At 36.3% G+C, this 13,444-nt stretch carries 12 protein-coding genes; 1 reads left to right on the top strand and 11 read right to left on the bottom strand.

Features of this window, described 5'->3' with window-relative positions; all coding sequences use genetic code 11:
- Window positions 1–13: 13 nt before the first annotated feature.
- From MKZ26_RS17680 to MKZ26_RS17630, 11 genes are all read right to left on the bottom strand, one after another.
- Window positions 14–1,048 (bottom strand): zinc-dependent alcohol dehydrogenase, encoded by a 1,035-nt coding sequence (locus MKZ26_RS17680; RefSeq protein ID WP_340766974.1) that lies wholly within the window; start codon window positions 1,046–1,048, stop codon window positions 14–16.
- Window positions 1,049–1,075: 27 nt separating this feature from the next.
- Window positions 1,076–2,035 carry an ABC transporter permease gene (locus tag MKZ26_RS17675; RefSeq protein ID WP_340766973.1) on the bottom strand — a complete coding sequence of 320 codons (960 nt, stop codon included), beginning with the start codon at window positions 2,033–2,035 and terminating at the stop codon, window positions 1,076–1,078.
- Window positions 2,036–2,039: 4 nt separating this feature from the next.
- Window positions 2,040–3,521, bottom strand: a complete 1,482-nt coding sequence (locus tag MKZ26_RS17670) for a sugar ABC transporter ATP-binding protein (RefSeq protein ID WP_340766972.1) — start codon at window positions 3,519–3,521, stop codon at window positions 2,040–2,042.
- 94 nt (window positions 3,522–3,615) lie between these two features.
- Window positions 3,616–4,680, bottom strand: a complete 1,065-nt coding sequence (locus MKZ26_RS17665; protein WP_340766971.1) for a substrate-binding domain-containing protein — start codon at window positions 4,678–4,680, stop codon at window positions 3,616–3,618.
- A gap of 146 nt (window positions 4,681–4,826) precedes the next feature.
- Window positions 4,827–5,603, bottom strand: coding sequence for a glucose 1-dehydrogenase (locus MKZ26_RS17660; RefSeq protein WP_340766970.1), 777 nt, complete (start codon window positions 5,601–5,603; stop codon window positions 4,827–4,829).
- Between the two features lie 20 nt (window positions 5,604–5,623).
- Complete coding sequence (gene pfkB / locus MKZ26_RS17655; protein WP_340766969.1) at window positions 5,624–6,553, bottom strand: 1-phosphofructokinase; 930 nt, start codon at window positions 6,551–6,553, stop codon at window positions 5,624–5,626.
- Window positions 6,554–6,565: 12 nt separating this feature from the next.
- Complete coding sequence (locus MKZ26_RS17650) at window positions 6,566–7,615, bottom strand: galactitol-1-phosphate 5-dehydrogenase (RefSeq protein WP_340766968.1); 1,050 nt, start codon at window positions 7,613–7,615, stop codon at window positions 6,566–6,568.
- Between the two features lie 73 nt (window positions 7,616–7,688).
- Window positions 7,689–9,173: a xylulokinase gene (locus tag MKZ26_RS17645; RefSeq protein WP_340766967.1), complete on the bottom strand. Its 1,485-nt coding sequence runs from the start codon at window positions 9,171–9,173 to the stop codon at window positions 7,689–7,691.
- 14 nt (window positions 9,174–9,187) lie between these two features.
- On the bottom strand, window positions 9,188–10,048 hold the full coding sequence (locus MKZ26_RS17640) for a class II fructose-bisphosphate aldolase (RefSeq protein WP_340766966.1): 861 nt from the start codon (window positions 10,046–10,048) through the stop codon (window positions 9,188–9,190).
- Complete coding sequence (gene xylB / locus MKZ26_RS17635) at window positions 10,048–11,583, bottom strand: xylulokinase (RefSeq protein ID WP_340766965.1); 1,536 nt, start codon at window positions 11,581–11,583, stop codon at window positions 10,048–10,050. The genes MKZ26_RS17640 and xylB overlap by 1 nt, the downstream gene beginning before the upstream one ends.
- A 28-nt stretch (window positions 11,584–11,611) precedes the next feature.
- Window positions 11,612–12,355 carry a GntR family transcriptional regulator gene (locus tag MKZ26_RS17630; protein WP_418064633.1) on the bottom strand — a complete coding sequence of 248 codons (744 nt, stop codon included), beginning with the start codon at window positions 12,353–12,355 and terminating at the stop codon, window positions 11,612–11,614.
- A gap of 141 nt (window positions 12,356–12,496) precedes the next feature.
- Between MKZ26_RS17630 and MKZ26_RS17625 the strand changes: the two genes are divergently transcribed.
- Window positions 12,497–13,363: a D-psicose 3-epimerase gene (locus MKZ26_RS17625; protein WP_340766963.1), complete on the top strand. Its 867-nt coding sequence runs from the start codon at window positions 12,497–12,499 to the stop codon at window positions 13,361–13,363.
- The last annotated feature ends 81 nt before the right edge of the window (window positions 13,364–13,444 follow it).

Genomic DNA, 13,444 nt, shown 5'->3' with positions numbered 1-13,444 from the left:
TGAAATCACCCTATCATTTATATTTTATAATCACTTTTTTGGTTTTCTTTCCATCTACAAAGTCTTGAAGTGTTTCTATTATATGTTCAAATTCAATAACTTCGGAAATGAAATCGCTCAATATTAACTTACCATCACAAATCCATTGAACGATTTGATCGTGGCATGCGCCTTCTTCTTCTTTATAGGGCATTTGTTGAAAATTCAGCTTCCAATTATATGGTGAATTCGCCCAATTTAAATTCATGTTATTCACTTTAGGTACGCCATAACAAAGAACTTCTCCACGATCTTTCAAAAGTGTAATCGCTTCGTTTATAATATTTTCTGAACCAACTGCATCTAGTACAAAATTCATACCTTCAGGATATAAAACCGAAATTTGTTCTTTTACATTGTGTACTGAACTGTTAATAACTGCTTTCAATCCAAAACTTTCAAGTAATTGCTTTTTATTTTCGTTTCGGACTACTGCGACAATGTCTTGAACATTTAAAAGCGATAGCAATTTGATAAAAGTCATGGCAACAGGACCACTTCCGTAAACAACAATAGAATCCCCGGGCTGAATATTGAAATACTTGATAGAACTAAAAACTTCTCTCAGCGTTACAAGGACAGGCGCTTCATATTTATCAATAAAATCTGGAAGTTTTTTTTGCGCATAGGCAACATCAGGAACTTCATTTGGTTCGTATGCTTCAAAATCATCAACAATACCATATTCACTAAAAGCTCCCCAAGCAGAGCCCAAAGGACTATTATCGTGCATATGATTGGGTACAAATGATAGGACAATCAAATCTCCTACACTAAAACCTTTAACTTCAGATCCAATTTCCACTACTTCGCCAACACCTTCGTGGCCAAGCATCAGAGGATATGACGTTTTTTCAAATCCTTTAAATGATTGGTTGATTATCGTAGCATCCGTACCACAAATCCCACAGCTAACCGTTTTGACCAAAGCTTGCTTACTTGTAATTCGGGGTTTGTCTATATCCCAAACTTGTAATTCTCCTTTGTTTGAAACAACTACAGTTTTCATTTTTCTCCCCAATTCCGTTTCCTTTTTTTAGATTGTACGGTCCTTTTTACTTGTTACAATTTGTAATAGTACAGCTGCAATAATTATTGCACCTTTTATAATATCTTGTGGATAAGAAGGAACAGCCATCAGATTCATAATATTGCCGATTAAACCGAGAATTAGAGCACCCGCCACTGTATTTAATACGAATCCTTTTCCTCCCGCTAAACTGGCTCCACCAATAACAACTGCCGCAATAGCATCCAGTTCTTGTCCCATACCAACTGTCGCACTTCCTGTCGATGATCTTGCGGCAAGAAAAACACCTGCCAATGCTGCTAATGCACCTGAAATTGCGTATGTAGACATGACGTATTGCTTTGTTCGTACACCTGCTAATTGCAGTGCAGTTTCATTACTACCAATTGCAATTACTTTACGTCCATAGCCTGTATATCGATGTATAATTGTGAATACAACAATTATGAATAATGTAATTATTAAAATGGGATACATCAGATCTTTACTTACCAACGTATTAATCGTGCCTGATTCAATCTTAATTGGCCGACCTTCTGATAGGACGAATGCAACACCTCTAGCAATTGTCATGGTAGCTAATGTGGCAACGAATCCCTGAATTCCGGTATACGCTACGAGCACACCAGAAAATAATCCAAATAATAATCCAATAATAACTGCAATACCAATTGAAGCAGTATAATGCATACTGAAGTCTGTTATTAATATTGCTGATACTGTTGAACCAATAGCCATAATAGAACCAACAGATAAGTCAATACCCCCGGCCAAAATAACATACAATAATCCAATGGCCACTAAAATCGGACCCGCTTGTTGTAGAGCAATATTTCGTAAGTTCATTGTTGTAAAAAATGTATCTGATAAAAAAGAACTTGCAACAATCAATAACAATAAGATTATAAATGTATTGTTATTGATGATAAATTCTTTCAAGTCAATTTTTTTTTTGAATATTGACATGATACTAAACCCCCATCGCTAATTTAATCAAGTTATTTTCTGTGAGATTTTCTTTCGACAACTCACCCACAATTTTACCTTCTCGCATAACTATTGCTCGGTCACAAGTTCCAATTATCTCCGCCATCTCTGAAGATATAATGATGATAGCTACACCTTCTTCTGCGAGCCTGTTTATTATTCTATAAATTTCAGTTTTAGCTCCAACATCAACTCCACGAGTCGGTTCATCGAAAATGATTAACTTTTTCTCAATCGCTAACCATTTAGACAACGCAATTTTTTGCTGATTGCCACCACTTAAGCTGTCTGCGTTATCTTCTGTTGAACCATATTTCGTTGCAATTTGAGCTAATAAATCTTTAACATGATTTTTTTCTTTTTGATGATTTATAAAGCCATCTCGTTGATGTGTAACTAATGTAGTGTTTATTCGAATTGATTGCTTAAGGAGAAGTCCTTGCGATTTTCTATCTTCAGGTAATAATCCAATTCCTAATTTAATAGCGGTTTTTGGATTTTTGATATTCACTTCTTTTCCAAAATAGATGATTTTCCCATTGGTTTTTCGGTCAGCACCGAAAATCGCACGCATTGTTTCTGTCCGCCCGGAACCGACCAATCCGCTAAATCCCAATACCTCACCTTTTCTTAAGGAGAAAGAAGCGTTTTCTACTAAATCCGCAGTACTTAAGTTTTCAACACGAAGAATTTCTTCTTCAATCTTTGCATGTCTTTCAGGAAACAGTTGCTCAATCTCTCTGCCTACCATCAATGTGACCAACTGCTCTTTTGTAATTTTAGAAGTTTCAACGGTATTGACATATTTACCATCTTTCAACACCGTAATTTTATCGCTGATGGCAAATAGCTCTTCTAGACGATGTGAAATGTATACTATCGTTACGCCATCCTTTTTTAATTTCCTTATTAAATTCAATAAGTTTTCAGTTTCTGTATGGGTTAGTACAGCGGTAGGTTCATCAAAAACGAGAACTTTTGAATTTTTCGCAAGGCATTTACAAATTTCTACAATTTGCTGGTAAGCAACGCTTAACTCACCAACTTTTTTATTTGGATCAATATGCCCAAAACCAATTTTCGACAATTGTTCTTGTGCTTTTCTTTTTAAGTCTCTCCAATTAATGAATAATCCCGAGTTACTTAATTTGTCAATGAATATATTTTCAGCAACAGTTAAATCTGGAGCTAACATAAATTCCTGATAGATTACGGATACCCCCATATCAATCATTGCACGAGGAGTTGAAACTTTTGCTTCTTGACCATCAATAATAATCGTACCTTCGTCTTTTGCATACGCGCCCGCCAATATTTTCATTAAAGTTGATTTACCTGCACCATTCTCACCAATCAGTGCATGAATTTCTCCACGATTTACATTTAACTGAACGTCTTCTAACGCTTTAACTCCATTAAAGTGTTTTGCAATATGGTTCATTTCCACGATATAATTGGAAGTCATAATAACACTTCTCCTTCCTATGGTAGGTTCTACCTATAAATAAATCCTCCCAAAACGCGAGAGGATTTTTTTATTTTATCAAGTTTAACTAAAATCAAAATCCAAATTCGTAATATTCATCAACATTATCTTTTGTAACCGCCGCGGGTTTTGTCAGAGTGATTTTGTCATAGTCTTTTGATTCTTTTCCATCAACTAGAATTTCTTTTCCTATTTGAATCCCCAATTGTGCTACTTTATAAGGACTATTTTCACCAGTCGCGAAATATAATCCTTCTTTTATTAAATCATATGCTTCTTTTGCGCCGTCAGCTGCAGCTACAATATCTACATTATCGTTACCCGCATTTTTAAGAGCAGTCATTGCACCAAAAAGCATTTGATCATTCTCTCCAAGAACAGTTGTTAAATTTGGATTAGCAGTAATTAAGTCTTCTGCTGCTTTCAGACCTTCTTGTTCTGTCCAAGCTCCCCAACCTTGACCAACAATAGAAAATTTCGCTTCTTTATTAGAAGCCTTACCTTCATTTGTTAATTGTTTCTCCAAATCTGCAGCTAGTTTCCATGCTTCGTCCTCAGATACGCCGAGTTTTCCTTCTAAAATTCCAGCAAATAATCCCGTACGACGCTCTTCACCGGCTACATTACCTTTTGCACCACTTAGAATAATAGAAACAACTTCTTCATCGCTCATCTTTTCCGCGTATGCGAGGCCTACTAAACGTCCGTTTTGTAAATTATCCGAATAGATTGTAGTGATGCTCTCTGCTTCATCGCTAACACCACTATCCAAGTTAATAACGCCAATACCAGCTTCAGCAGCTTTATTAATACTAGAAACGACAGAGTCTGGTTCAATAGCATCTACATAGATTAAATCCATACCTTGAGCAATAAATGTTTCTATATTCTCAGTTTCCTTAGCTGTATCTCCATTTGCATCTAATACTGTAAGTTTCCAACCTTCTTCTTTTGCATATTCTTTCATTGCATCAACAAGAGAAACGAAGTATGGAGAATCCTGTGTCTTAATAGCAAAACCAACTTTAAATGAATCTGTATCACCATTTTCAGCTTTTGAATCTGACGACTTTCCACAAGCTGCAAAAACTAACATAACGGATAGAAGCGCTGCAATAATAAACATGTTCTTCTTCATGAACAAACCCCCTATAATTTTTAAATCATTGTAATGTTACGACAATACAATGTATTACTACTATACAGTTTAATGATAGCGGTTTCAACAACTTTTTTAATAATTCAGTAGTTTCTTTTAATATTATCACTTTTCCATATTTCACATTAGATAATCGTAAAGCCACCATCAATCGTAAGTTGGCTACCTGTTACAAATGAAGCTGAATCTGATAGTAAATAGATGACAGCCCCAGCGAGTTCTTCAGGTTTCCCTAAACGTCTCATTGGTGTCGATTCAGCCCATTGTTCTCTCCAATCCTCTCTTACGAATGAAGTTAGCTCTGTAAAAATATAACCTGGACTTATACAATTGACTCTTATATCATGTGAAGCCCATTCATATGCAAGTGATTTAGTTAAATGCACAACGCCCGCTTTTGAAGTATTATATGATGCTTGAAGCTGTGGATAATTAACGATTTGTCCCGACATTGATGCTGTATTGACAATTGCCCCTTTAATTCCATTCTCTATCAAATATTTACCGAACAATTGTGCAACATAATAGACACCGTTTAAGTTAACATCAATTACTTTATTCCATTCTTCTGGAGTTGTTTCAATAACAGGCTTTTGTATGACGATACCTGCATTATTAAAGAGTAAATCAATTCTTCCCATCTGTTCAACAGCTTGTTGTAAACAAGACTTTACACCCTCATAATCAGTTACGTCTACTTCACAAGAATAAGTTTGGCAACCATACTTTTCTGCAATTTCATTCGCTGCTTCAGCAGCTTTATCGCCTTGTATGTCAAAAATAACAACATTCGCACCAACTGCAGCAACATGTTCTGCTACTACACGTCCAATTCCCCTAGAACCACCTGTTATCAAAATCGTTCTATTCTCTAATGAAAATAACTTTTTGAGCATATCCATACAATTCAATCATCCTTTTCTCAACGTATTTTACTCACTTGAATTTGTTTATAAATTTTTGTAATATCGCTTATTTGTACTTTCCCTGTCGATTCCGTTAATGTATTCGCAGCTGACACCGCAATTGCATTACGCAATAATTGTTCGGGAGATTCCTTTTGCACTAGCCCAATTGCGATAGCCCCTACCATTGAGTCGCCAGATCCTACTGTATTAACAATTTGTAATTCAGGTGGAGTACCCTTCCATACACCGTTTTTTGTAATTAGTAATGCTCCTTCATGACCTAATGACACCATTACAATTTCTATTCCCTTATTGATATACGACATACAATAGTCAATTACTTGGTCAGTGGATGCCTTTTCAATGCCCATGATTTGTTCTATTTCTTGACGGTTTGGTTTAATCACTGTTGGTATTTCTGTAATTCCATGCACTAAATATTCGCCATTTGTGTCTAGTATAATCTTTTTTTGTTGTTTTCTAGCAATAGCAACTAATTGTGCATAAATATTTTGTGGCATGCCTCTTAGTACACTTCCCGATAAAGTCACAACTTCCGCCGAGGCAATCTGTCTCGCAAAATGGCTTAGAAAAGAAGATACTGTCTCTTCTCGCACTTCATCACCCGACTCCAGTAGTTCAGTCGACACTCCATTTTCACTCATTATATTTATGCAATTACGAGATTCAATTGATGCTTCCGTAAATTCAAAGTCAATACCTTCTTGTGCGAGCAATTCACAAATCAACTTGCCTGTATATCCTCCTGTAATACCAATTGCTTTGACAGGATGGCCAAGAGTATCTATAATGCGTGCTACGTTTAAACCTTTTCCTCCCGCAGTTTGAATCATTTTTTCTACTCTGTATACATCACCAATAGAGAATGACGGAACTTTATAAAACTTATCGAGTGCAATATTTAACGTGACGGTTATTATCATATGAAATCACCCTTACTTCTCGCTATCAATTAAAATTTTACCTTTTACAGTACTTGGAACTTTAAACAGTTTGAATGCTTCATCAATTTCACTTAGCGGAATTATTTTGTACAGTAACGAATCATCAATCTGAATGTCACCGGCTTGTATATGTTTTGCAGTTGCAATCCATTCTTCACCAGGGAAATTTTCACTGTATGACATCCAAGATCCAGTGAGTGTTAATTCTTTTCTGTTAATATTTTCCCATTCATCAATACTGAAGGTTATTTCTTGCTTAGGTGTGCCTATTAAACAAATTGAACCCTTTTTTCTCACTAATTCAAATGTAGATTTAATCGTTTCAGTATTACCTGCAGTTTCATATACAAAATCAAATTGTTTTACATTACCACTGTTGTTCAATTTACTTAAGTAGTTTTCATCACTTGTATTGATACACTCATCTGCACCAAATCGTTTCGCTAGTTTGAGTCGTTCATCGCTAATATCAAAAACAGTAATTTGTCCTGCTCCTAATATTTTCAACCATTGCAAAGTAAAAAAACCAATATTACCTATACCTAATACTGCTACTGAAGATCCCGGTCGGAAATTTAGACGCTTAATTCCATGAAGAGCTACGGTTATTGGTTCAAAAAAAGCCCCTTTAACATAGGAAATCGATGGATCTAAATAAATAGCATTTTTTTCAGGAATGACAACGTACTCAGCGAAGCTACCATTTCTTCTTGAACCTACAAAACTATATTTTTCACAAAGTGCATAATCACCTTTTTCGCATTGTTCGCAATTCATACAAGGCAACAATGGAGCTCCAGCAATTCGATCACCTATTTTTAACTTCTTCACATTTGGTCCAATTTCAACTACTTCACCTGAAAATTCATGTCCTAAAATAATCGGATAATTATGAGCGGCATTTGCATTTACCCTTGGAATATCTGAACCGCAAATACCGGTAAATTTGACCTTCACCAGGACATCCTCTAGCCCTGGTGATGGCATTTCTACTTCTTCGTAAACAATATTTCCTCTTCCATGTAATACTCCCGCTTTCATTTAGACACTCTCCTTCTGTCTGAACTATTTGCCGCGATGAAACTAGAATTTTAAATTAATTCATTCGATACCTTTAGATAAACATTTCCTTGTTTAGCCATGTAGATAATTTTAAATACAAAGCTAAAGATTCTTCATATTTTTCTCGTCTATTTAAATCTGGTAAATGTTGTCGATTGATTTTGACTGTCTGTTCAACCGCATCATCAAAGTTGTTGTAAACACCCACTGCGACACCGGCCAGTAAAGCCGCTCCAAGCGTAGTTGCTGTATCGGAACTTGGTACTTTAATCCGACAACCTGTTACGTCTGAATAGATTTGAATCCATAGCATGCTATTTGCCGCTCCGCCCATTGCAGAAATGTCTAGTTTTTCGATGTCCACTCCAGCCTCTTTTGCTATCAGTAAGTTATGGTAGACGGAGAACACAACGCCTTCTAACACTGCACGAATCGCGTGAGACTTAGTTTCTTTAAAACTCAGTCCATAAAACATAGCTTTTACTTTCGGATTCCAAAGTGGACTTCTCTCTCCTGCTAAATATGGCAAGAATACAACCCCATCAGATCCTTCTGGGATTTGTTCCGCTCTTTTCGTTAACTCATCAAAACTGAGATGCTCTCCAAACTCCTCTTTAAACCAGCGAAGAGCACCTCCACCTCCTACGGTTCCACCTTGTAATAACCAGCGATTTGGAATAACATGTGGTGAAAAAATAAGTTTCGGATGTGTTTTTGGCTCATTAAGGCATATACTGACACCGCCAGCTTGTCCCCCTTGAAGTTGAGTTTCATAATTTTGAATAACCCCAGCTCCTAAAGCTCCACATGCAGCATCCAAACCTCCGGCAATTACTGGAATCCCTACTTTCAATCCTGTAATTGCAGCTGCTTCCTCAGTTATAGTACCTATGACTTCGTGACATTGATAAATTTCTGGTAATTTGTCGATTGGTATTCCAAAACGACTGGCCATTTCCAAATCGTATTGATAAGTTATTGGGTTATAAAGATGCAAACCATAGTTTTGACTACGATCAGACGACATTTTCCCTGTCAATTTCATTCCTATAAAACTATTACTTTGTAAAAATTTATAAGTTCGATTGAATAACTCTGGCATGTGTTTCTTAAACCACAAAATTTTAGGTGTTGTATATGTAGGAGAGAAAGAATTTCCAGACACGTTGTAAATATCTTCATCAGTAATTGAACTAGCAACATTTGAAATGATATCAGTTGCTCGTGTGTCTAACCAAATTGGCGTATTATGCAAACAATTACCTTCTTTATCTACCGGAATTGCTGACCAACCTTGACCCGCAATTCCAATACCTACAATCTCATTATCAATTAATAATTTACTTTCTAAACACTTTTGAATCGATTTACATACTTCCATCCACCATTCCTCTGGATTTTGCTCTACCCATCCTGGCTTAGGATAATATATTGGATAATGTGATGAACTTTGGCTCACCACCTCACCGTCCGACTTAAAAATAGCAACTTTGCAGGATGAAGTTCCAATGTCAATTCCTAACAATAATTTTTCCATAGTTCAACCTCGAATCAATGAAATGTAGATGCTTTTCCGTTGCTGCCGCAAGTATACATTTTTTCTTTTGCTAACTCTTTTACTTTTGTGCGTGCATATTCCATGAATTTTTTAGGATCCACAAAACTTGTCTCAGTATCAAAATACTCTTTTACAGATTCAGTGAACATGATACGCAACTCCGTTGCATAGTTTATTTTACTTATTCCATTCTCAATGCACTGTTTAACATCATTTTCAGAAAGTCCAGAAGCTCCGTGTAAAACAAGAGGCACATCAACAGTTTTACTTAATTCATCAAGTAATGTTAAATCTAGATTTGGCTCGCCTTTATATACTCCATGAGCAGTTCCTATCGCAACTGCTAATGAACTTACACAAGTTCTCTCTATAAATTCTTTTGCTTCAAGCGGTTTCGTATAGCCACTTGCTCCGAAATCCTCGTCACCCGGCTTACCACCTACATTACCTAGCTCCGCTTCAGTAGATACTCCAATTGGTTGGCAAAGATCTACTACTGCTTTTGTTTGCTTTATATTTTCTTCAAAAGATAGTTTAGATGCGTCTATCATGACAGATGTATAGCCTGCTCTAATTGCTTGAAGTGCCAATTCTGTACTATCCCCGTGATCAAGATGCAAAGCAACAGGAACTTTCGCATGCTTAAGTGCCGCCTCTACCATCGCATAATAGTAGTCCATATTTGCGTATTTCACAGTATTAGCCGAAGTTTGAATGATAACGGGTGAATCCGTTTCTTCAGCAGCCTCTACTACCGCTTGAACCATTTCCATATTTTCTACATTGAATGCGCAAACCGCATACCCATTTTGTTTTGCATGCTGTAATATTTCATTACCAGTCACTAGAGCCATTAGAATGTAACTCCCTCCATTTGATGTTTTTCATAAATACGTCTTAAAGCGAAATAAAAATCATCATAACGCTGTTTTGCTTTTTCATAGATTTCAATGTTAGTCGAATCATTTTGTTGTGATTGACTGATGGCAATGAATTTTTCAACTACTTCAAAGTTTTCATAAAGTCCAATCCCAACACCACCGATAATAGCTGCCCCCATCGAGCCTGCCTCATCTAACAACCTAGGAACTTTGACAGTTAGTCCAAAAACATCTGCAATAATTTGACGCCAGACCTCATTTTTCGCTCCACCACCGATGATAATCATGTCCTCAATTTTAATATGCTGCTGTAAAACATCCAAGATTATCGCTAAATTGAAAGTAACACCTTCAAGAACACTTCTTAACATTTCCGCTCGTGTCGTTTCTGATGTAATTCCTATAAATGTTCCTTTTGAAAACGAATCCCAACGCGGTGCGCGCTCACCAAGCAAATAAGGGAGAAATAGCAATCCATTGGAACCAGCAGGGGCTTGCTCAATTTGATCATTAATCATTTCATAAATTGTTTTCCCCATTTTTTTTCCTTCTTGTTCTTCCGAAGTGCAAATCGTCTCTTTCATCCAATTGAATGCACCGCCAGCGTATTGCATTGTTCCATTCGGTGCATAATATCCTGGAATAGCATGTGCCCATGTGACGATTCGCATTTCAGGGTCAAATATAGGTTTTTTCGAAGTAGTAGTTACCCATGCAGAAGTACCTAATGAACAATATGTTTTCCCTTCACTAATAGAGCCCGCCCCTATATTAGCAGTTACCCCATCACCTGCACCTATGACAACTTGTGTAAGCGTTGTCAATCCCATTGCTTTTGCAGCATCTTCCGTAACATTACCTGCAACAAACGTGGACGGTTTTAAATCTGGCAATTTAGTTGAATCGATTCTACTACTACTAATAATCTTATCGGACCACCTCAAGTTTTCCAGGTCAAAGCAACCCATACCATTACCATCCGAATAATCCGTGTAAAATGTATTCGTTAATTTAAATACGATGTAATCTTTTGCATTTAACACTTTGTACGTTTTTTCATATATTTCTGGTTCATTATCACGTATCCACATCAGTTTTTGAATACCATAAGAGGCTGTATTACGATGACCGACTATTCTATAAAACTCTTCTTGTGTCAAATGTCTTTCTAACTCTTCTACTTGTTTCTGTGCACGTTGGTCTGCCCAAATAATTGAATCTCTCAGCGGAACTCCTTTCTTATCAACACAGAGACAACCCATCATTTGACCACTAAAACTGACAACTTGAATATCCGCCGGCGAAATATCTAATCGTTCAATTAATTGTCTCGTAGAAGTACATACTGCCTTCCACCAATCCTCGGGATTTTGCTCTGCCCATTTTTCATTAAAGTAATGTGTACTATAAGAAGAAATACTACTACCTACCATTTCTCCAGAAACAGCAAACAAAGTTGCCTTGTTACCAGAAGTACCCAAATCATGAGCCAAAATATACTTTGTCATTTCTTTTTAATCTCCTTTGTATACCTGCTTACTTTGTCGCTGATATTACAATTTCAAAACGGTTTTTATCTCCACGGTAACGTGCAATTGTATATTCAATCGGTTCATCCTTTATATTGAATCCAATAGATATAAACTTTTGAACGGCTCTACCTTTTTCCAAATGGAGATTTTCCATATCGTATTCTATTGCTTCAACTGCTTCAATAAACCGCTTAATTTTATTTATTTTTGTCTCTTTATTCATACTTAGTACCGGATAAAGTGATTCTTCAACAAAATTATGCTTTAATACGTTTTTACATTTTTCATAGGGCAAATAAGTCTTCACCATAACGATAGGTTCGTTATCCGCAAAACGACGACGATGTATATAAATGACTTTCTCATTCGGTTGCAATTTCAAATGTTCAATCACTTCTTTTGAAGCTTCTACTACTTCTAAATTCAAAACTTCTGTTGTTGGGGTCATGCCTAAATCTCTAATCTGATCATTAAATGATCCTAATGCTTGAGCAAAACTTTGCGAAATCTTTGGTGCCCGAACAAATGTACCTTTGCTTTTTTCCCGATACAACAATCCTTCTTGCACTAATTCTGTAATAGCTTGCCTCACTGTTGTTCTACTAATTTCATATACTTCGCTTAACTCTTTTTCTGTTGGAATCGAATCGCCTACTTGATAAATCCCTATTTCAATTTTTTTTTGTACTAACTCTTTAAGTTGAAAGTAAAGCGGGATTGGCACTGATTTATCCAGTTTTTCCGTCAAATTAAACACCTCTATTTTCCAATAAACCTTTTTCCAAACTTTCTGACTTGACTAAAAGCTATTGTTTTAGTTATTATAACATGTAGTTGGAATATTGCAATATCATGACAATGATACATTACTTTTTATGGAGGGGACAACTTGAAATACGGTATTTACTTTGCATATTGGGAAGACTCTTGGGAGGTTGACTTTGAGAAATATATTGAAAAGGCGAAGAACCTTGGATTTGATATTTTAGAAGTCGCAGCACTGGGCCTGGTTCATTTATCAGACAGTAAATTAACACGTCTTAAAGAATTAGCCGATTTCCATAATATTATTCTGACAGCAGGCATTGGACTGCCAAAAGAGTATGACGTTTCTTCTTCAAATGACGAAACACGTGAAAACGGAATTACTTTCATGAAAAAATTGATTGACAATTTACACATGGCGGGAATAGACCGGATTGGTGGCACAATTTATTCTTATTGGCCCGTTGACTATTCTGTTCCTATCGAAAAACCAATAGCTCTTAAGCACAGTATTGATAGCATACGAATTCTCGCTCAATACGCTCAAAAATACAACATCACGTTACTAATAGAAACGCTGAATCGTTTTGAACAATTTTTATTGAATGATGCTAAAGAAGCTATCAATTTCGTAAAAGAGGTCAATGAACCAAATGTTAAAATCATGTTGGATACTTTCCATATGAATATTGAAGAAGACAATATAGCAGATGCCATTCGCTACGCAGATACATTTTTAGGGCATTTGCATATTGGAGAAGCCAACCGTAAGGTCCCAGGTCATGGGTCGTTGCCGTGGAGTGAAATTGGGGAAGCTTTAAAAGACATCCATTATAACCAATACATCGTCATGGAGCCATTTGTCAAAACGGGAGGACAAGTAGGTAGAGATATAAAAGTTTGGCGTGATCTCTCCGATAATGCAACTGAAGAAAAGCTCGACAATGACTTAGGAGAATCATTACGTTTCATAAAAGAAACTTTCGAATAAAATGAGTGATATATTGCTAATATTGAAGCTATAACTCTAAGATTTAAGCCTTTATTTTATGCTTACGAGTCTATCAGTACT

This window comes from Sporosarcina sp. FSL K6-6792 (assembly GCF_038004885.1).
Taxonomy (GTDB): domain Bacteria; phylum Bacillota; class Bacilli; order Bacillales_A; family Planococcaceae; genus Sporosarcina; species Sporosarcina psychrophila.
Note: the sequence above shows the minus strand (reverse complement) of the source record. Positions and strands in the feature narration are given on the sequence as shown.